Source organism: Pseudomonas sp. 102515 (assembly GCF_031085165.1).
GTDB lineage: Bacteria > Pseudomonadota > Gammaproteobacteria > Pseudomonadales > Pseudomonadaceae > Chryseomonas.
Genome location: NZ_JAVHTY010000003.1, coordinates 881,699 through 902,065, shown reverse-complemented (window position 1 = coordinate 902,065; position 20,367 = coordinate 881,699). Strand labels below are relative to the sequence as shown.

Sequence of the window (20,367 nt, the reverse complement as noted above, 5' to 3'; positions counted from 1 at the left end):
GGTCGATAACTGGGGGTCCAGCAATGGTCTTCGGGTTATCTCCTCATCAGGCTAATCACGGTTTTGGACCCGGCTCTGCCGGGTCTTTTTTTGCCTGAAATCTGGCGCTAACACCGCTCCAGTACAGGCGGCGTACGCTCTGCCAGTGGTTCCTCACCCAGGACATAGGCTGCCTGCAACTGCGCGACAGCCCGCGCTGCGCTGGCGGTGTCGCGGGCATGGACCAGGCCCAGCGGCCGATCCTGGTCCACCCGCTCACCTGGCAATGCCAAATCAGCCAGGCCTACGGCGGGATCCACCTCATCTTCCGGGCGCTGTCGACCGCCACCCAATTCGACCACCAGCAGACCAAGGGCGCGGGTATCGACCTGCTGCACCCAGCCCGGGCGGGCCGGATGGACGGCGCGCACGACCGGGGCTCGAGGCAGATGCTGCCAGGGCCGCTCGGTCAGGTCGGAAGGACCGCCCAGGGCCAGGTTCATCGCCGCGAAACGCGCCAGGGCGGCGCCGCTCTGCCAGGCTTCCAGCACCAGGCGTTCGGCCGCGCTGGCATCGCCGGCCATTCCGGCCAGTTGCAGCGCCTCCTCGGCCAGGGCCTGGACCACCTGCCAGAGGCGCTCGCTGCGCACCTCGCCGGCCAGCAGGGCGATGGCCTCCTCCACTTCCAGGGCATTGCCGGCGCTGCGCGCTAGGGGCTGGCCCATGTCGGTGATCAGGGCGCGGGTACGGACCCCTGCGGCTTCGGCGACCTCGACGATGCTGTCGGCCAGGCACAGGGCGGCTTCCTGCTCGGCCATGAAGGCGCCGCCGCCGGTCTTGACGTCCATGACCAGCACGTCCAGGCCGGCGGCCAGTTTCTTGGCCAGGATGGAGGCGGTGATCAGGTCCACCGATTCCACCGTGGCGGTGACATCGCGGATGGCATAGAGGCGGCGATCGGCCGGGGCCAGATCGGCGTCCGGACCGACGATGGCGCAACCCACCTCGGCCACCACCTGGCGGAAGCGCGCGAGGCCAGGGCGGATGCGATAGCCGGGGATGCTCTCCAGCTTGTCGAGGGTGCCGCCGGTATGGCCCAGGCCGCGCCCGGAGATCATCGGCACATGGCAACCACAGGCGGCGAGCAGCGGCGCCAGCACCAGGCTGGTGAGATCGCCCACGCCGCCGGTGGAGTGCTTGTCCACCACCGGCCCCGGCAGGTCCCAGTGCAGCACCTGGCCGCTGTCGCGCATGGCCAGGGTCAGGGCGGTGCGCTCGGCGGCGGTCATGCCGCGCAGCAGGGTCGCCATGGCGAAGGCGGCGATCTGGCCTTCACTGAGACTGTCGTCGGCGATGCCGCTGACCAGGCGCTGGAGGTCCGCAGCGGACAACTCCAGGCCATCGCGCTTCTGCCGGATCACTTCCTGGGCGAGCCACATGGGCGGATTCCTCTAGAAGTCGTCGAAGGCGCCGGGCAACAGCTCGGCCAGGGTCCAGGTCCGGGTACGGCCGGGCTCGCTGCCGCTGCAGACGATGATCGCGTCGGGCGCCATCAGCTCCAGCAGCACCTGGCGGCAGGCGCCGCAGGGACTGATCAGGGGGACGCCCGGCGCGTGGATGGCCATGGCGGTGAAGCTGCGCGGGAGCAGGCCCTGGCTGACGGCGGCGAACAGCGCGCTACGCTCGGCGCAGTTGGTCAGGCCGTAGGAGATGTTTTCCACGTTGCAGCCATGGACGACCGCACCTTCGGCGGTCAACAGGGCGGCGCCAACGGGAAAATCGGAGTGCGGGCAGTAGGCGCGCCGGGAGGCGGTGACGGCTTCGGCCAACAGGCGATCCAGGGTTTCAGCGGGGACAGCGGACATCGGGAGTACCTCGGAAATCGGAAAAACGAAAGGAGCGAGCTGAGTCTAGCCCGGTCGTACGACCGGGCCGCCGCGGCTCAGAGACTGACGAAGAAGCCGGCCAGGGCCGCGCTCATCAGATTGGCCAGGGTGCCGCCGAGCATGGCGCGCAGGCCCAGTTGGGCCAGCTCGTGACGCCGCTGGGGCGCGATGCCGCCCAGGCCGCCGAGCTGGATGGCGATGGAAGAGAGATTGGCGAAGCCGCAGAGGGCGAAGGTGACGATGACCTGGGTGTGCGCCGACAGCGGCTGAACGCTAGCCGCCGCCGACTTTACCGGATCCAGGTAGGTCGAGAGATCGGCATAGGCGACGAATTCGTTGAGCACCAGCTTCTGGCCGATGAAGCCGCCGGCCTGTACCGCCTCGCTCCAGGGTACGCCGATGAGGAAGGCCACCGGCGCCAGCAGATAGCCCAGCACCAGCTGCATGCTCAGCTGCGGCAGGCCGAACCAGGCGCCGCACCAGCCGAGGATACCGTTGAGCAGGGCGATCAGGGCGATGAAGGCCAGCAGCATGGCGCCGACCGCCAGGGCGATGCGCAGGCCGACCTGGGCGCCTTCGGCGGCCGCGTCTATGACGTTGGCCGGACGCTCCTCGCCCTCCCCCAGGGTCTTCATGGCCTGGTCGCGCGGCCGTTCGGTCTCCGGCTCCATCAGCTTGGCCATCAGCAGCCCGCCCGGGGCGGCCATGAAGCTGGCGGCGATCAGGTACTTGAGTTGCACGCCCATGCCGGCGTAGCCCAGCAGCACCGAACCGGCCACCGCGGCGAAACCGCCGACCATGATGGCGAACAGCTCCGAGCGAGTGAGATCGGCGATGAAGGGCCGTACCACCAGCGGCATCTCCGACTGACCGAGGAACAGGGTGGCGGTGACCGTCGTGGATTCCACCCGGCTGGTGCCGAGCAGGGCGTGCAGCGCCCCGCCTACCAGACGAATGATCCAGCCCATGATGCCCAGGTAGTAGAGCACCGCGATCAGGCTGCCGAAGAAGACGATCAGGGGCAGCACCCGTACGGCGAAGACGAAGCCACCGTTACCGAAGTACTCGAACATCCTCGGCCCGGCGAGACCGCCGAAGAGGAACTCGATGCCCTTGTCGGCATAGAGCTGCAGCGAGGAGACGGCGCCGGAGACGCTGCCGAGCACCTGCTGGCCCCAGGGGATATAGAGCACCAGCAAGCCGAGCCCTGCCTGCAACAGAAAGGCGGCGAGCACGGTACGCACGCGAATGGCGCGGCGCTGGCGGGAAAAGAGGATGGCGATGGCCACCAGCAACAGCATGCCCAACACAGAGATCATCAAGAGACTCCTAACGGGATCGCCCGGTAGCGGCGATCGATGGGCGACAAACGCAAGCAAGGCGCCTGCCAGAAGCTGTCCGACCGATCAGCTTTTGGCTGACCTACTGGTCAGCCAGGCGCAGAGGTCGGCCCAGTTGCAGACCCGCGGGCGAGAGCCGTGCCCCATAAGCCAGCACCTGCACACCCTGGCGACGGGCTTCGCCCAAGGCCAGGGCATAGGCGGCATCGATTTCCGCCGCCGGACGCACCGCCTCGATGCCGTCGAGCAGCACGCAATAGAGCAGCACCGCCCGCTCACCGGCCGCGGCCAGGGCCGCCAGCTCGCGCAGATGGCGGGTCCCGCGGGTGGTCACGGCATCGGGAAAGGCGGCGACCGCGGTGTCGGCAAAACCCAGGGTGACGCTCTTCACCTCCAGGTACAGCGGTCCCGTGGGATACTCCAGACGGAAATCGGCGCGACTGTTCTCCAGGCCGTAGGCCACCTCCCGGCGTAGGGCAGTGAAACCGGCCAGCTCGGGAATGCCACCCGCCAGCAAGGCCTCTTCCACCAGCCGATTGGCGCGGGCGGTATTGATGCAGGCCATTCGTCCGTGATCCGTCTCGACCAGCTCCCAGGTGCCGGGCAGCTTGCGCTTGGGACCACTGGCCCGGCTGAACCAGACGCGCGCGCCCGCCGCCTGGCAGTGGAGCATGGAGCCGGTATTGGGGCAGTGCAGGGTCAGCACCTCGCCGCTGGCGGTCTCGATGTCGGCGAGAAAGCGCTTGTAGCGGCGCAGCAGGCGCCCTTCTTCCAGCGGCGGATCGAATCTCACCGGGCGCTCCAGCGCTGCAGGCCCTGGGCGATGCGGGCGACGGCCTCTTCCAGGCGCGGCAACGACTGCGTGTAGGCGAAGCGCACATGGGTGTCGGCACGATGGCGACCGAAGTCCAGGCCGGGGGTGATGGCCACGTGCTCGGTCTCCAGCAGGAACTGGCAGAAGGCATAGGCATCGCCGCCGAAGGCAGAGATATCGGCATAGAGATAGAAGGCGCCCTGGGGCTCGACGGCGATCTCGAAGCCCAGCCCGCGCAGTGCCGGCAACAGGTAATCGCGCCGACAGGCGAATTCGGCGCGGCGCTCTTCGAAGATGGCCATGGCCGCAGGCGTGAAACAGGCCAGGGCAGCCTGCTGGGCCACGGTGGAGGCACTGATGTAGAGATTCTGCGCCAGCTTTTCCAGCTCCGGCACGGCGGCACGCGGCGCCACCAGCCAGCCGAGGCGCCAGCCGGTCATGCCGAAATACTTGGAGAAGCTGTTGAGCACGAAGGCCGAGTCGTCCACCTCCAGCACGCTGGAGGCGTCCAGGCCGTAGGTCAGGCCGTGGTAGATCTCGTCCACCACCAGGTGCCCACCGCGCGCCTTGAGGGCGGCCGACAGTCCGGCGAGTCCGTCGCGATCCAGCAGGGTGCCGGTCGGATTGGCCGGCGAGGCCACCAGGGCGCCGACGCTGGCCGGCTGCCAGTGACGCTCGACCAGCTCGGGGGTGAGCTGGTAGCGGGTGTCGGCGCCGACCGGAATCAGCTGGGCCGCGCCTTCCACCAGGCGCAGGAAGTGACGATTGCAGGGATAGCCGGGATCGGCCAGCAGCCAGTGACGTCCGGGATCGACCAGCAGGGCGCTGGCCAGCAGTAGGGCGCCCGAGCCGCCGGGGGTGATCAGCACCCGCTCCGGATCCAGGTCGACGCCGTAGCGCTCGCCATAGAAGGCGGCGATGGCGCGGCGCAACTCCGGCAGGCCGCGGGCCGCGGTGTAGCGGGTCTGACCGGCTGCCAGCGCGGCCTGGCCAGCGGCGACCACCGGGGCGGCGGTGGTGAAATCGGGCTCGCCGATCTCCAGGTGGATCACGTCGTGCCCGGCGGCCTGGAGCTGGTTGGCGCGCTCCAGCAGGGCCATCACATGGAAGGGCTCGATGGCCTGGCTGCGTGCACTGTAGGAATTGGACATGGACAGGGTCCGAACTTGTGGCGAAGGCGGGATTCTAACCAAGGCCTCGCAGGCCGGCACCCGCCGCGTCAGCAAGGAGCGGGAGGCCGGTAGTAGCGCCCCCTGGAAGCTTCTGGTAAGTTCGCCGGCTTGCATCCGCAGGGCGACTGGCCAGTCGAGAACATATTCAGCCTGGCGTCGGCATTGCGCGGGACGCCATCGGCAGCCATAGACCCCGGGCGTTCCAACATGGAGAGGCCTGGAAACGCATCCAGCCTGTGGACAGGATCAGCGAAAGTGAGAGGGTCAATCATGCCCAGCGAAGCAAATCAGCAGAACAATCATCTGGCCCGTGGCTACGAACCCTACCAGCCTACCAAGGGCGAGGAATACATGAGTGAGCGCATGCGCGCCCACTTCACCGGCATTCTGAACAAGTGGAAGCAGGAACTGCGCGAAGAAGTCGATCGCACCGTGCACCACATGAAGGAAGAAGCGGCCAACTTCGCCGACCCGGCCGACCGCGCGACCCAGGAAGAGGAATTCAGCCTGGAACTGCGTGCCCGCGATCGCGAGCGCAAGCTGATCAAGAAGATCGACGAGACGCTGCAGTTGATCGAAGACAACGAATACGGCTGGTGCGACTCCTGCGGCGTGGAAATCGGTATTCGCCGCCTGGAAGCCCGTCCGACCGCCAGTCTGTGCATCGACTGCAAGACCCTGGCCGAGATCCGCGAGAAGCAGACCGGGACCTGAGTCCTGCTACCTCACCGACGAGGGCGCTACGGCGCCCTTTGTTCTTTCCAGACTTCGGTTTTTCCGGCATTCACAGGATGAGCTATGCCCAGGCGCCCCTATGTCGGCCGGTTCGCGCCCACACCCAGCGGCTATCTGCACTTCGGTTCGCTGGTCGCCGCCCTCGCCTCCTACCTGGATGCCCGCGCCGCGGGCGGGCGCTGGCTGGTGCGCATGGAAGACCTGGATCCGCCACGCGAGGTCCCGGGCGCCCAGGCGGCCATCCTCACCACCCTGGAGGCCTACGGCTTCGAATGGGACGGCCCGGTGCTGCGCCAGAGCGAACGCCTGGACGCCTATCGCGCGGTCATCGCGCAGTGGCTGGCCAGCGGGCTGGCCTATGCCTGCGACTGCTCGCGCAAGCAGCTCGAAGGCAGTGGCGGACGCTACCCCGGATACTGCCGCAATCGCGGCCTGCCGGAGACGGACGCCGCCATCCGCATCCGCGTCCCTGAGCTGGACTACCGCTTCGTCGACCGGGTGCAGGGCGAGTTCCGCCAGCATCTGGGGCGCGAGGTGGGTGACTTCGTCATCCAGCGTCGCGATGGCTTGATCGCCTACCAGCTGGCGGTGGTGATGGACGATGCCCTGCAGGGCATCACCGACGTGGTGCGTGGCGCCGACCTGCTGGATTCCACGCCGCGCCAGCTCTATCTGCAGGAATTGCTCGGCCATCCGGCGCCGCGCTATCTGCACGTGCCGCTGCTGATCCAGCCCGACGGCCACAAGCTGGGCAAAAGTTACCGCTCGCCGCCGCTGCCCCCCGAACAGGCCGGCGCCCTGCTGGTACGCGCCCTGCGCGCCCTGGGCCAGCCGACGCACCCGGCGCTGGCCGAGGAGCCCCCGACCGAGGTGCTGGCCTGGGGCGTCACTCATTGGGACGCCACGCTGATCCCAGGGGCGCCCCACCTGGCCGAAGCCCAGCTGCCGGACTAATAGTTGGGCCAGAGTCCGGGCGTGACCAGCTCCAGCAGGTGCCCGTCCGGATCGCGGAAATACAGGCTGATCGCGCCGCGTGGCCACTGGGTACGTTCCTCGATGGCGATCTCGGCGGCGGCCAGGTGCGCGACCCAGGCCTCCAGCTCGGCGGCCGTGATCGCCAGGGCCAGGTGCTGGCAGCCCTGGGCGCCATGGGGCGGAATGCAGCCGCCTGGCAGCCGGACCGGTTGTTCGGTAGTGCCCTGCTGGAACAGCAACAAGACACTCGCACCCACAGCGTAGGCGGCCAGGCGTTCATCGGCGAACATCGGAGCCAGCCCCAGCACCTCCTCGTAGAAGCGCTGCGCCCTGGGTAGATCGGCGGCGTAGAGCGCGGTTTCCAGCACGGCGGCGAGGCGGGGTCTGATCATCATCGATCTCCAGCGGGCAAGGAAGCCTTCACGGTAGAAGCCTCTCTCTCCGGGGTACAGCGCTTTTGCTTTACCATGGCGCCATCGCCGTTCGGGAACCGCGCATGTACATCTACCGGCTGGTCCTGCTCCTCGTGGTAGGCATCTATCTGTTCTCCCCCGCCATCATGGATTGGTGGATCGCTCCCAGCGGCGCCTGGTATCGCCCCTACCTGCTGTGGCTCATCCTCATCGTGGTGACCTTCATCCTGCAGAGCCAGCGCGATGCCGACGAGCTTTAGTCTGTCCCAACTGGTCCTGATCAGCGCCGGTTACCTGCTGATCTTCTTTGGCGTCGCCTGGATGACCGAGAAGGGCTGGGTGCCGCGCCGGCTGGTGCGCCATCCGCTGATCTACACCCTGTCGCTGGGCGTCTATGCCAGCGCCTGGGCCTTCTATGGCACCGTGGGCCTGGCCTACGACTACGGCTACGGCTTTCTCGCCTATTACCTGGGGCTGTGCGGCGCCTTTCTACTAGCGCCGGTATTGCTCTATCCCATCCTGCGCCTGACCCGCGCCTACCAGCTGGCGTCCCTGGCCGATCTCTTCGCCTTCCGTTTCCGCAGCACCTGGGCCGGCGCCCTGACCAGCCTGGGCATGCTGATCGCCGTGCTGCCACTGCTGGCGCTGCAGATCCAGGCGGTGGCCACCAGCACCGGCATCCTGGTGCAGGCCCGCGCCCAGGACGCCCCAGCGCTGGGCTTCTGCCTGCTGATCACCCTGTTCGCCATGCTCTTCGGCGCGCGCCAGATCAACTCCAAGGAACGCCACGAGGGCCTGGTGGTGGCCATCGCCTTCGAATCCCTGGTCAAGCTGCTGGCCCTGGGCATCGTCGGCGGCGTCACCCTCTATACAGTGTTCGGCGGCCCCAACGGCCTGGAGACCTGGCTGCAGCAGAACCAGAGCGCTCTCTCCACCCTGCACACCCCGCTGCAGGAAGGCCCCTGGCGGATCCTGCTGCTGGTGTTCTTCGCCGCGGCCATCGTCACCCCGCACATGTACCACATGGCCTTCACCGAGAATCTCAGTCCCCAGGCGCTGGTCAGCGCCAGCTGGGGCCTGCCGCTGTTCCTGCTGCTGATCAGCCTGGCGGTGCCGCCGATTCTCTGGGGTGGCCTGGCGCTGGGTTCGCCGACGCCGCCGGAGTACTTCACCCTGGGCGTGGGCCTGGCGCTGGACAATCCGCTGCTGGCGCTGGTGGCCTTCGTCGGCGGCCTGTCGGCGGCCAGCGGCCTGATCATCGTGGTGACCATGGCGCTGTCGGGCATGCTGCTCAACCACATCGTGCTGCCGCTCTACCAGCCGCCCACCGATGGCAACATCTATCGCTGGCTGCGCATGACCCGGCGCATGCTGATCGCCGCCATCATCCTCGGCAGCTATGGCTTCTATCGCCTGCTGCAGGGCCATGGCGATCTCTCCAGCCTGGGCATCGTTTCCTTCGTCGCTACCGTGCAATTCCTGCCCGGCGCGCTGTCGGTGCTCTACTGGCAGACGGCCAATCGCAAGGGCTTCATCGCCGGCCTGCTGTGCGGCCTGGGCCTGTGGTTCCTGAGCATGCTCATGCCGCTGGTGGCCGACATCAATCCGCTGCACATCGGCGTCTTCAGCTATCGCATCAGTGCCAGCAACTGGCACCTCGCCGCCGTGGCCTCGCTCACCGTCAACGTGCTGGTGTTCGCCCTGGTCTCGCTCTTCACCGAAGCCAGCGAAGAAGAGAAGAGCGCTGCCGAGGCCTGCGCGGTGGACAACGTCCGCCGCCCGCAACGCCGCGAACTGGCGGCCAGCTCGCCCCAGGACTTCGCGGCCCAGCTGGCCAAGCCACTGGGCGCCAAGACCGCGCAGAAGGAAGTCGAACGCGCCCTGGCCGACCTGCTGCTGCCCTATGACGAACGCCGTCCCTATGCCCTGCGCCGGTTGCGCGATCGCATCGAGGCCAACCTCTCCGGGCCGATGGGCCCGCGGGTCGCCCAGGACATCGTCGAGACCTTTCTGCCGTTCAAGGCGGAAAGCGAGGCCTATGCCACCGAAGACATCCACTTCATCGAGAATCGCCTGGAAGACTACCAGTCGCGCCTGACCGGCCTGGCGGCCGAGCTGGACGCCCTGCGCCGCTATCACCGGCAGACCCTGCAGGAGTTGCCCATGGGCGTCTGCTCCCTGGCCCGCGACCGCGAGATCCTCATGTGGAACCGCGCCATGGAAGAGCTCACCGGCATCGACGGCGCCCGGGTGGTGGGCTCGCGCCTGAGCGCCCTGCCCGATCCCTGGCAGGACCTGTTCGAGCGCTTTCTCGCCGAGCCGGCGCAGCAGCACCTCTACAAGCAGCGCCTGCCCCAGGAACACGAGCAGCGCTGGCTCAACCTGCACAAGGCGACCATCGACGAACCCCTGGCGGTCGGCAGCAACGGCACGGTACTGGTGGTGGAAGACATCAGCGAGACCCAGCTGCTGGAAGACCGCCTGATCCACTCCGAGCGCCTGGCTTCCATCGGCCGACTGGCCGCGGGCGTCGCCCACGAGATCGGCAACCCGGTCACCGGCATCGCCTGCCTGGCGCAGAATCTGCGCGAGGAGCGCGAGGCGGACGAAGAGATCGACGAGATCAGCAGCCAGATCATCGAGCAGACCCGCCGCATCACCCGCATCGTCCAGTCGCTGATGAGTTTCGCCCATGCCGGCGGCCGCCAGCAGGCCCACGAACCGGTGTGCGTGGCCGAGGCGGCCCAGGAGGCCATCGCCCTGCTCTCGCTCAATCGCCAGAGCGTGGACGTCGACTTCTTCAATCTCTGCGATCCCGAACACCTGGTGCAGGGCGATCCCCAGCGGCTGGTGCAGGTGATGATCAACCTGCTGTCCAACGCCCGCGACGCCTCGCCGGCCGGCGCGCCGATCCGGGTGCGCAGCGAGGCCCATGGCCAGACCGTGACCCTGAGCGTCGAAGACGAGGGCAGCGGCATTCCCAAGGCCATCGTCAGTCGGCTGTTCGAACCCTTCTTCACCACCAAGGACCCGGGCAAGGGGACGGGGCTTGGCTTGGCGCTGGTCTATTCCATCGTAGAAGAGCATTATGGTCAGATAATGATCGATAGTCCTACCGACCCCGTGACTGGCCAGGGCACCCGCATTCGGGTACTGCTGCCGCGCTATCTCGGGTTGCCGGAGGCGCCGTGACGGACCCATCCGCCTGCTGGATGGATCTGCTAAAGCATTCGGAAGTCCAGACGACCACGAGAAGACACGCTGCCTGGCGTGGGTCGCCTTGCCTTCCCGTAAGAGAGCGCACTTGATGGCCCATATCCTGATTGTCGAAGACGAGAAGATCATCCGTTCGGCGCTGCGCCGCCTGCTCGAGCGCAACCAGTTCCGTGTCAGCGAAGCCGGCTCCGTCCAGGAAGCCCAGGATCTCTACGACGTTCCCAACTTCGATCTCGTCATCAGCGATCTGCGCCTGCCCGGCGCCCCGGGTACCGAGATGATCGATCTCGCCAAGGGCAAACCGGTGCTGATCATGACCAGCTACGCCAGCCTTCGCTCGGCGGTCGACTCCATGAAGCAGGGCGCGGTGGACTACATCGCCAAGCCTTTCGATCACGACGAGATGCTGCAGGCCGTGGCGCGCATCCTGGTGGAACGCGAGCAGCGCCCGCCGACGCCCGCCGAGGAAAGCGTCTCGCCGGCACCGGCCACCGGCGAGATCGGCATCATCGGCAACTGCGCGCCGATGCAGGATCTCTTCGGCAAGATCCGCAAGGTCGCGCCCACCGATTCCACCGTGCTGATCCAGGGCGAGTCGGGTACCGGCAAGGAGCTGGTGGCGCGGGCACTGCACAATCTGTCGCGCCGGGCCAAGGCACCGCTGATCTCCGTCAACTGCGCGGCCATTCCCGAGACCCTGATCGAATCCGAACTCTTCGGCCACGAGAAGGGCGCCTTCACCGGCGCCAGCGCCAGCCGTACCGGCCTGGTGGAAGCGGCCGACGGCGGCACCCTGTTTCTCGACGAGATCGGCGAATTGCCGCTGGAAGCCCAGGCGCGCCTCTTGCGCGTGCTGCAGGAAGGCGAGATTCGCCGGGTCGGCTCGGTGCAATCGCAAAAGGTCGATGTGCGCCTGATCGCCGCGACCCACCGGGATCTCAAGGGCCTGGCCAAGATCGGCCAGTTTCGCGAAGACCTTTTCTATCGCCTCAATGTCATCTCCCTGCGCCTGCCCGCCCTGCGCGAGCGCGGCGGCGACGTCATGGAGATCGCCCGGGTGTTCCTCGCTCGCCAGTCGGCGCGCATGAGTCGTCCAGGCCTGAAGCTCGGCGCCGAAGCCGAAGCCGCCATTCGCCACTACAGCTGGCCGGGCAACGTGCGCGAACTGGAAAACGCCATCGAGCGCTCGGTGATTCTCAGCGAAGGCCAGGAGATCAATGCCGATCAGCTGGGCATCGACGTCGAGCTCGGCGAGCTGGAGCTGGCCGACAGCTACCTGGATCCGCTGCCGAGCACGGGACTGGGTAACGGCAATGGCGCCCACGAGCCCACCGAGGACCTGTCGCTGGAGGACTACTTCCAGCACTTCGTGCTCGAACACCAGGACCACATGACCGAGACCGAGCTGGCGCGCAAGCTTGGCGTCAGCCGCAAATGCCTGTGGGAACGTCGTCAGCGCCTGGGTATCCCGCGGCGCAAGGCCAGCGCCAGCAGCGACGCCTCCTGATCCGCGCCGGGAGGTGACGGCCCCGCACGTCCCGCGGTAACACTCCCCTCGTCCCTCCCCATCCTTTGCAATGTGTTACCGCCGTAACAGCCGGCGGGTTCAGCGGTAACGAAAACTTGCCTGTAGCCCCTGAGCGAAAAGGCTACATTTTTCGTAACCCATTGAAAACAAAGGATTTTATAAAACTGGCACGGCATCTGCTTTATGTCTTCGTACAAAAACAATAAGAACGTACCCACTCCATAACAAAAACAAGACGTAGCGACTCCAGCACAACAAGAACAAGCAGGCGGAGGCGTAGCTAACTGATCATTTTGGAGAAGAGTCGTCTAGCGGGACGGTCCGCGCGATGTCAGGCCAGAGAACAACAAAACTGCCCCGAGGCAGCACCCGTACCAGGCAGAGCAGGAATGATCCTGACGGCATCAGCTTCCAAAGTAATCCGTTTGCTCTTGGCTCTAGACTTCAGAGCCTTTCCGGCGGCAGGTAACCGCACGGAACAGACCACACAAGAAAAACAAGAGGTCTGGATAAACAATAAAAACAAAGCACGTACCACTTTGGGGGGGAGCTTCGGCTCCCCCAGTGCCTTTGACAGCCTTCCCTCCCTCGTTCAAGATCCCCTCCTTATCTATTGCGCAACGGTTCCCGCCGTGGGCCAGATTGCGTATAGCCGTCTCTCCGAACAGAAATTCGCATGCTGAAGAAGCTGATCCAGACTCTGCGCTCGCCCCTGCGGCGTACTCCGCCCGCGCCTGCCTTGCCCATCGAACTGCCCCGCAGTCAGCATGCTCTGGAACGAGAGCGCATCAGCCGCTACGCCCTGAGCGTCGTCGAGCGGCTGGAAAAGGCGGGTTATCAGGCCTACCTGGTGGGCGGTTGCGTCCGGGACCTGCTGTTGGGCTTCGAGCCCAAGGACTTCGATGTCGCTACCAGTGCCACGCCCGAACAGGTGCGGGCCGAATTCCGCAATGCACGGGTCATCGGTCGGCGTTTCAAGCTGGTCCACGTGCATTTCGGCCGCGAGATCATCGAGGTCGCGACCTTTCGCGCCAATCACCCCACCGGGGATGCCGAAGATGAAACCCAGGGCTCGCGCCATGAAAGCGGCCGGATCCTGCGCGACAACATCTATGGCAACCAGGAACAGGATGCCCAGCGGCGCGACTTCACCATCAACGCGCTCTACTACGATGCCAGCGGCGAACGCATCCTCGACTACGCCAATGGCACCCAGGACATCCGCCTGCGGCAGATCCGCCTGATCGGCGATCCGGAGCAGCGCTACCTGGAAGACCCAGTGCGGATGCTGCGCGCCGTGCGCTTCGCCGCCAAGCTGGACTTCCAGATCGAGACCGCTACCGCCGAACCCATCAGTCGCCTGGCCCCGCTGCTACGTGACATTCCCGCACCGCGACTGTTCGACGAGGTCATCAAGCTGCTGCTCGGCGGCAAGGCCGAACGTACCTTCGAGCTGCTCTGCCAGTACGGCCTGTTCGCCCCGCTGTTCCCGGCCAGCGGCGAAGCCCTGGAACGCGACCCGGAATACGCCGGCAGCCTGATTCGCCAGGCCCTGGCCAATACCGATACCCGCATCCGTGAAGGCAAGCCGGTCACTCCGGCCTTCCTGTTCGCCGCTCTGCTCTGGCCGGCGCTGCCCGAGCGCGTGCGTCATCATCAGGACCTCGGGCTGGCGCCGATTCCGGCCATGCAGGAAGCCGCCCACGACCTGACCCTGCAGCAGTGCCAACGCACCGCCGTCCCCAAGCGCTTCACCATGCCGATGCGCGAGATCTGGGACATGCAGGAACGCCTGCCGCGCCGTCAGGGCAAGCGCGCCGATCAACTGCTGGAAAATCCGCGCTTCCGCGCCGGCTACGATTTCCTGCTGCTGCGCGAGAGCGCGGGCGAGGAGACCGGTGGCCTGGGCGACTGGTGGACGCGTTACCAGGAGGTCGGTGACAGCCAGCGGCGCGAGATGATCAAGAATCTCAGCCGGGACGAAGGCGCGCCGGCCAAGCGACGCCGCCGGGGCGGCAGCAATCGCAAGCGGCGCACCTCGGATGCGCCCACCGCCGGCGACGAATGATGGAAAGAGTCTATCTCGGCCTGGGTAGCAACCTGGCCGAGCCGCGGCAGCAGCTGGACGCGGCCCTGGAGGCCCTGGCCAGCCTGCCCGAGAGTCAGCTGGTGGCGGTCTCCGCCTTCTATGCCAGCGACCCCCTGGGTCCGCCCGACCAGCCGCGCTACGTCAACGCCGTCGCCGTGCTGGACACCGCCCTCGCCCCCCTGGCGCTGCTCGACGCCACCCAGGCCATCGAGCAGCAGCAGGGCCGCGTGCGCAAGGACGAACGCTGGGGTCCGCGCACCCTGGACATCGACATCCTGCTGTTCGGCGAACGGCTGATCGACGAGCCACGCCTGCAGGTGCCGCACTATCACCTCCAGGCCCGCGCCTTCGTGCTCTATCCGCTGGCCGATCTCGCCCCCGCGCTGCACCTGCCCGACGGCCGCCGCTTGCCGGACCTGCTGTCCGCCTGTCCTTTCGAAGGCCTGGAACGGCTGCTACCGTCGTCACCCAGCCGGTAACACAGCCGTAACACCGAGCATTGACTTGTGCCGGACGCGCCGGGACTATAGCAGCCGTTTGCGCGCGGCCACCCCGCGCCCGCGGCGCCCAGACAACAACCATAGCGCCGTCCCACGAGGACCCCTTGCATGCCTGATATCAGCCTCACGACCCTTCAGGGGCTCAAGCAGCGCGGCGAAAAGATCGCCATGCTGACCGCCTACGATGCCACCTTCGCCCAGGCCGCCAGTCAGGCCGGCGTGGAGATGCTGCTCATCGGCGATTCCCTCGGCATGGTGCTGCAGGGTCACGACAGCACCCTGCCGGTGACCCTCGACGACATGGTCTACCATACCGCCTGCGTCAAGCGTGGCCACGCGGGAGCCTTCATCGTCGCCGACCTGTCGTTCATGACCTATGCCACCCTGGAGCAGACCCTGACCAGCGCCGGTCGCCTGATGCAGGCGGGCGCGCAGATGGTCAAGCTCGAGGGCGACGCCTGGCTGGCCGAGCCGATCCGCCGCCTGGCCGCCAATGGCGTGCCGGTCTGCGCCCACCTGGGCCTGACGCCCCAGTCGGTCAATGTCTTCGGCGGCTTCAAGGTGCAGGGTCGCGATCCAGTCCGGGCGCAGCAACTGCGCGACGCGGCACGCGAGCTGGAGGAAGCCGGCGCGGCCATGCTGCTGCTGGAGTGCGTGCCCTCGGCGCTGGCCGAAGAAATCACCCGGGCCGCCCGGGTGCCGGTGATCGGCATCGGCGCCGGGGCCGCCACCGATGGCCAGGTGCTGGTGCTGCACGACATGCTCGGCCTGGCCCTGCGCGGGCGCACGCCGAAATTCGTCCGCAACTTCATGGCCGGCCAGGACAGTATCCAGGCTGCCCTGGCGGCCTACGTCGCCGCCGTCAAGGACGGCAGCTTTCCCGCTCCCGAACATGGATTCTCCGCATGAAAACGGTCCATAGCGTCCGCGAACTGCGCGCCGCCGTCGCCGCCGCGCGCCGCCAGGGCCTGCGCATCGGCCTGGTGCCCACCATGGGCAATCTGCACGCCGGCCATATCGCCCTGGTCGACACCGCGCGGCGTCACGCCGACTTCGTGGTGGCGAGCGTCTTCGTCAATCCATTGCAATTCGGCCCCGCCGAGGATCTCGATACCTACCCCCGCACCCTGGCGGAAGACAGCCGCCAGCTGAGCGAAGCCCATTGCGACCTGCTGTTCGCACCGGCGGTGGCCGAGATGTATCCCAGCGGCATGGACGGCCTGACCCGGGTGAACGTCCCCCTGGTATCGGAAGGCCTCTGCGGCGCACGCCGGCCCGGTCATTTCGAAGGCGTGGCGACGGTGGTCACCAAGCTGTTCCAGATGGCGCAACCGGACGTGGCGGTCTTTGGCGAAAAGGACTATCAGCAGCTGGCGGTGATCCGCAAGCTGGTCCAGGACCTGGACATGCCCATCGAGATCGTCGCCCAGCCCACGGTGCGGGCCACCGACGGCCTGGCGCTGTCGTCGCGCAATGGCTATCTCGACGACCACCAGCGGGCCAGTGCGCCCTGCCTGTACAGCCTGCTCAGGCGGCTCGCCGATCAGCTCGCGGCCGGTGCGGCGGTCGAGCCGACCCTCGCCGCCGGTGTCGCCGAATTGCAAGCTCAGGGACTCAAGGTCGACTATCTGGAATTGCGTGAGCAGCTGAGTCTGCAACCGGCCGGCCCGGACACCGCCGCGCTGGTCCTGCTGGTGGCGGCCTACCTCGGCCAGACCCGCCTGATCGACAATCTGAGCTTTCGCCGCAGGGCCCGAGTGTGACGCAACCGAAGGTTAGCTCACCCGAACCTGCCTGAACCCTGGAAGCCCGGAACATACCGGGCTTTTTCATGCTCGAAGCGCGGCGCCACGACCGGCGTCTCGCGGTCACCGACTTTCTCTTGCAAGCCAGCGGCTTGTGGGGCACAACAGCAAACAAGAGCCACCAAGGAAAAGCCTAGCCATGGAGTACTATCAACACCCCCTCGACGTGACCCAGCTCGCCTCCTGGAAAGCCCTGCAGGAACACCGCAAGGCCATGCAGAACTTTCGCATGCGCGATGCCTTCGCCGCCGATCCGCAGCGCTTCTCGCAATTCTCCCTGAGCAGCAGCGGTCTGTTCCTCGACTACTCCAAGAACCTCATCACCGAGCAGACCCGCGACCTGCTGGTGAATCTGGCCCGTGAGGCGGGCCTGGAAGGGGCCATCCACACCCTGTTCGACGGCGCCTACGTCAACTCGTCCGAGCACCGCCCCGCCCTGCACACCGCCCTGCGCCGCCCGGTGGGCGACAGCGTCCGGATCGACGGCCAGGACATCATGCCCGAGGTGCACCGGGTCCTGAACCAGATGACCCAGCTGGTCACCCGTATCCACAACGGTCTCTGGCGCGGCTACACCGAGAAGCCGATCACCGACGTGGTCAACATCGGCATCGGTGGCTCCTTCCTCGGTCCGCAGCTGGTCTCCGAGGCGCTGGTGCCCTTCACCCAGCGTGGCGTGCGTTGCCACTACCTGGCCAACATCGACGGCAGCGAATTCCGCGAGGTGACCTCCAAGCTCGCCGCCGACACCACCCTGTTCATCGTCTCCTCCAAGTCCTTCGGCACCCTGGAGACCCTGAAGAACGCCCAGGCCGCCCGCGCCTGGTGCCTGGCCCAGGGCTGCCCGGAGCCGGAGTTGCACAAGCACTTCATCGCCGTCTCCAGCAACGTCAAGGTGGCGGTGGAATTCGGCATCGCCGAAGAGAACATCTTCCCCATGTGGGATTGGGTCGGCGGCCGCTATTCGCTGTGGTCGGCCATCGGCCTGCCCATCGCCCTGGCCATCGGCATGTCCAACTTCAAGGACCTGCTGGCCGGCGCCTACGCCATGGACCAGCACTTCACCAGCGCCCCCTTCGAAGAGAACATGCCGGTGCTGCTGGGCCTGCTCGGGGTCTGGTACGGCAACTTCTGGGGCGCGACCAGTCACGCCATCCTGCCCTACGACCACCACCTGCGTAACTTCGTGAAGCACCTGCAGCAGCTGGACATGGAGTCCAACGGCAAGAGCGTGCGTCAGGACGGCTCGCCGGTGAGCGTGGAGACCGGTCCGGTGATCTGGGGCGGCGTCGGCTGCAACGGTCAGCACGCCTACCACCAGTTGCTGCACCAAGGCACCCAGCTGATCCCCGGCGACTTCATCGTGCCGGTGGTGAGCCACAACCCGGTGGCCGATCACCAGCAGTGGCTCTATGCCAACTGCCTGTCGCAGAGCCAGGCGCTGATGCTGGGCAAGACCCGCGAAGAAGCCGAGGCCGAGCTGCGCGAGAAGGGCCTGGGCGAAGCCGAGATCGCCAAGCTGGCGCCACACAAGGTGATCCCGGGCAACCGCCCGAGCAACACCCTGGTGCTGGAGCGCATCTCGCCGCGGCGCCTGGGTGCGCTGGTGGCCCTGTACGAGCACAAGGTGTTCGTGCAGAGCGTCATCTGGGGCATCAACTGCTTCGACCAGTGGGGCGTCGAGCTGGGCAAGGAGCTGGGCAAGGACGTCTACCAGCACATCATCGGCCGCAGCGAAGGCAAGGCCGACGATGGTTCCACCCAGGGCCTGATCGACTACTTCCGCGGTCGTCATCGCGGCTGATCGTCTCCGGTCCGTTCCGAAAGGCGCCGCTCTGCGGCGCTTTTTCGTTTTGTCGCCTCGCTGAACCCCGGCAGGGCATCCGCGGCCTAAACTAGGAGCACAAAAACACCAAGAAGGAGCCGGCCATGAGCCAACGCTATCCCGTGCCCGAGAGCCTGACTGCCCGCACCCACCTCGACGAAGCCCGTTATCGCGAGCTCTACCAGCGCTCGGTGGAACAGCCGGAGCGCTTCTGGAGCGAACAGGCCAGCGCGCTGCTCGACTGGTCGCGCACCTGGGACGAAGTCCATAGCGGCGACATGCGCCAGGGCCAGACCCGCTGGTTCAGCGGCGGCCAGCTCAACGTCGCCTACAACTGCATCGATCGCCACCTCGCCGCACGCGGCGATCAGACTGCCATCCTCTGGGAAGGCGACGACCCCGCCGACAGTCAGGCCATCAGCTATCGCCAGTTGCACGAGCACGTCAGCCGCCTGGCCAATGTGCTCAAGGATCGCGGGGTCGGGAAAGGCGACCGCGTCTGTCTCTATATGCCGATGATTCCCGAGGCGGCCTACGCCATGCTCGCCTGCGCGCGCATCGGCGCGGTGCATTCGGTGGTATTCGGCGGCTTCTCGCCCGAGGCGCTGCGCGACCGCATCCTCGATGCCGACTGCCGGGTGGTGATCACTGCCGACGAGGGTGTGCGCGGCGGCAAGCGTGTCCCGCTCAAGGCCAATGTCGACAAGGCCCTTGCCAAATGCCCGGAGGTCCACACCGTGGTCATGGTCGAACGCACCGGCGCCGCCGTGGCCCGCCAGGAGGGACGCGACCTGCCCTACGCCCAGGCGGTGGCCGCCGCTTCGCCCGACTGCCCGGCGGAGCCCATGGACGCCGAGGACCCGCTGTTCATCCTCTACACCTCAGGCTCCACCGGCAAACCCAAGGGCGTGCTGCACACCACCGGGGGCTATCTGCTGGGCGCCACCCTGAGCTTCAAGTACCTCTTCGACTACCACGAGGGTCAGGTCTTCTGGTGCACCGCCGACGTTGGCTGGGTCACCGGCCACAGCTACATCGTCTACGGCCCCCTGGCCAATGGTGCCACCACCCTGATGTTCGAAGGGGTACCGAGCTATCCCGATGCCAGTCGCCTCTGGCAGGTGGTGGACAAGCACCAGGTCAACATCTTCTATACCGCCCCGACCGCCCTGCGCGCCCTGATGCGCGAAGGCGACGGCCCGGTACGGCGCACCTCGCGCAAGAGCCTGCAGCTGCTGGGCAGCGTCGGCGAGCCGATCAATCCCGAGGCCTGGGAGTGGTATCACCGGGTGGTGGGCGAAGGGCGTTGCCCCATCGTCGACACCTGGTGGCAGACCGAGACCGGCAGCATCCTCATCGCCCCGCCACCCGGCGCCCTGGCGCTGAAACCGGGCTCGGCCACCCTGCCCTTCTTTGGCGTCCAGCCGGTACTGCTGGACGAACAGGGCCAGGAAATCGAAGGACCCGGCAGTGGCGTACTGGCGATCAAGGCCAGTTGGCCAAGCCAGATCCGTACCGTCTATGGCGACCACCAGCGGTTGATCGATACCTACTTCAGCGCCTATCCGGGCTACTACTTCACCGGCGACGGCGCCCGCCGTGACGAAGACGGCTACTACTGGATCACCGGGCGGGTGGACGACGTGCTCAACGTCTCCGGCCACCGCATCGGCACCGCCGAGGTGGAAAGCGTGCTCACCGAGCATGCGGACGTGGCCGAAGCCGCCGTGGTGGGCTGTCCGCACGAGGTCAAGGGCCAGGCGGTCTATGCCTTCGTCACCACCAAGGGCGGAGTGACCCCGAGCGACGAACTCAAGGCGCGCCTGCGTCAGCAGGTAGCCGACGAGATCGGCAGCTTCGCCAAGCCCGAATTCCTGCAGTGGGCACCGGCCCTGCCCAAGACCCGTTCCGGCAAGATCATGAGACGAATCCTGCGCAAGATTGCCTGCGACGAACTGGACAGCCTGGGCGATACCTCCACCCTGGCGGACCCCTCGGTGGTCGACAGCCTGATCGATGCCCGGCTCAATCGCGCCCCGCAGGCCTAGCCCCGGTCCAAAGAAAAGCCCCGCCTAGGCGGGGCTTTTCTT

17 protein-coding genes are annotated in these 20,367 nt (G+C 66.8%); 11 read left to right on the top strand and 6 right to left on the bottom strand.

Annotated elements, in window-relative coordinates:
- Positions 1–107 precede the first annotated feature (107 nt).
- The 5 genes from deoA to RCF34_RS15545 form a co-directional block, all read right to left on the bottom strand.
- The gene (gene deoA, locus RCF34_RS15565) at positions 108–1,418 is read right to left on the bottom strand and encodes a thymidine phosphorylase (protein ID WP_308708956.1); all 1,311 of its coding nucleotides are present in this window, start codon (positions 1,416–1,418) and stop codon (positions 108–110) included.
- A 12-nt stretch (positions 1,419–1,430) separates the two neighbouring features.
- Positions 1,431–1,844, bottom strand: a complete 414-nt coding sequence (locus RCF34_RS15560; RefSeq protein WP_308708955.1) for a cytidine deaminase — start codon at positions 1,842–1,844, stop codon at positions 1,431–1,433.
- 77 nt (positions 1,845–1,921) lie between these two features.
- Positions 1,922–3,184 (bottom strand): NupC/NupG family nucleoside CNT transporter, encoded by a 1,263-nt coding sequence (locus RCF34_RS15555; RefSeq protein WP_308708954.1) that lies wholly within the window; start codon positions 3,182–3,184, stop codon positions 1,922–1,924.
- A 103-nt stretch (positions 3,185–3,287) separates the two neighbouring features.
- On the bottom strand, positions 3,288–3,998 hold the full coding sequence (sfsA, locus tag RCF34_RS15550) for a DNA/RNA nuclease SfsA (RefSeq protein ID WP_308708953.1): 711 nt from the start codon (positions 3,996–3,998) through the stop codon (positions 3,288–3,290).
- The gene (locus tag RCF34_RS15545; protein ID WP_308708952.1) at positions 3,995–5,170 is read right to left on the bottom strand and encodes a pyridoxal phosphate-dependent aminotransferase; all 1,176 of its coding nucleotides are present in this window, start codon (positions 5,168–5,170) and stop codon (positions 3,995–3,997) included. The genes sfsA and RCF34_RS15545 overlap by 4 nt, the downstream gene beginning before the upstream one ends.
- A 291-nt stretch (positions 5,171–5,461) precedes the next feature.
- Here RCF34_RS15545 and dksA point away from each other — a divergent pair, with 291 nt between their 5' ends.
- Both dksA and gluQRS read left to right on the top strand, forming a co-directional pair.
- Positions 5,462–5,905 carry an RNA polymerase-binding protein DksA gene (dksA, locus tag RCF34_RS15540; protein WP_308708951.1) on the top strand — a complete coding sequence of 148 codons (444 nt, stop codon included), beginning with the start codon at positions 5,462–5,464 and terminating at the stop codon, positions 5,903–5,905.
- Positions 5,906–5,989: 84 nt separating this feature from the next.
- Positions 5,990–6,880 (top strand): tRNA glutamyl-Q(34) synthetase GluQRS, encoded by an 891-nt coding sequence (gene gluQRS, locus RCF34_RS15535; protein WP_308708950.1) that lies wholly within the window; start codon positions 5,990–5,992, stop codon positions 6,878–6,880.
- Here the strand turns inward: gluQRS and RCF34_RS15530 are convergent.
- On the bottom strand, positions 6,877–7,293 hold the full coding sequence (locus RCF34_RS15530) for a VOC family protein (RefSeq protein WP_308708949.1): 417 nt from the start codon (positions 7,291–7,293) through the stop codon (positions 6,877–6,879). The genes gluQRS and RCF34_RS15530 overlap by 4 nt on opposite strands.
- A 104-nt stretch (positions 7,294–7,397) precedes the next feature.
- Here RCF34_RS15530 and RCF34_RS15525 point away from each other — a divergent pair, with 104 nt between their 5' ends.
- The 9 genes from RCF34_RS15525 to acs all read left to right on the top strand — a co-directional run bounded on the left by RCF34_RS15525 (position 7,398) and on the right by acs (position 20,325).
- Complete coding sequence (locus RCF34_RS15525; protein WP_007159707.1) at positions 7,398–7,574, top strand: hypothetical protein; 177 nt, start codon at positions 7,398–7,400, stop codon at positions 7,572–7,574.
- A complete protein-coding gene (locus RCF34_RS15520) occupies positions 7,558–10,506 on the top strand; it encodes an ATP-binding protein (RefSeq protein ID WP_308708948.1) in 2,949 nt (982 codons plus the stop codon). The genes RCF34_RS15525 and RCF34_RS15520 overlap by 17 nt, the downstream gene beginning before the upstream one ends.
- A gap of 115 nt (positions 10,507–10,621) precedes the next feature.
- Positions 10,622–12,037: a sigma-54 dependent transcriptional regulator gene (locus RCF34_RS15515; protein WP_308708947.1), complete on the top strand. Its 1,416-nt coding sequence runs from the start codon at positions 10,622–10,624 to the stop codon at positions 12,035–12,037.
- Between the two features lie 697 nt (positions 12,038–12,734).
- On the top strand, positions 12,735–14,126 hold the full coding sequence (locus RCF34_RS15510) for a polynucleotide adenylyltransferase PcnB (protein ID WP_308708946.1): 1,392 nt from the start codon (positions 12,735–12,737) through the stop codon (positions 14,124–14,126).
- Positions 14,123–14,626, top strand: a complete 504-nt coding sequence (folK, locus tag RCF34_RS15505) for a 2-amino-4-hydroxy-6-hydroxymethyldihydropteridine diphosphokinase (protein ID WP_308708945.1) — start codon at positions 14,123–14,125, stop codon at positions 14,624–14,626. The genes RCF34_RS15510 and folK overlap by 4 nt, the downstream gene beginning before the upstream one ends.
- A gap of 129 nt (positions 14,627–14,755) precedes the next feature.
- The gene (gene panB / locus RCF34_RS15500; protein ID WP_308708944.1) at positions 14,756–15,556 is read left to right on the top strand and encodes a 3-methyl-2-oxobutanoate hydroxymethyltransferase; all 801 of its coding nucleotides are present in this window, start codon (positions 14,756–14,758) and stop codon (positions 15,554–15,556) included.
- Positions 15,553–16,410 (top strand): pantoate--beta-alanine ligase, encoded by an 858-nt coding sequence (gene panC, locus RCF34_RS15495; protein ID WP_308708943.1) that lies wholly within the window; start codon positions 15,553–15,555, stop codon positions 16,408–16,410. The genes panB and panC overlap by 4 nt, the downstream gene beginning before the upstream one ends.
- 181 nt (positions 16,411–16,591) lie before the next feature.
- Positions 16,592–18,256, top strand: coding sequence for a glucose-6-phosphate isomerase (gene pgi, locus RCF34_RS15490; protein ID WP_007159714.1), 1,665 nt, complete (start codon positions 16,592–16,594; stop codon positions 18,254–18,256).
- A 125-nt stretch (positions 18,257–18,381) separates the two neighbouring features.
- On the top strand, positions 18,382–20,325 hold the full coding sequence (gene acs, locus RCF34_RS15485) for an acetate--CoA ligase (RefSeq protein ID WP_308708942.1): 1,944 nt from the start codon (positions 18,382–18,384) through the stop codon (positions 20,323–20,325).
- The last annotated feature ends 42 nt before the right edge of the window (positions 20,326–20,367 follow it).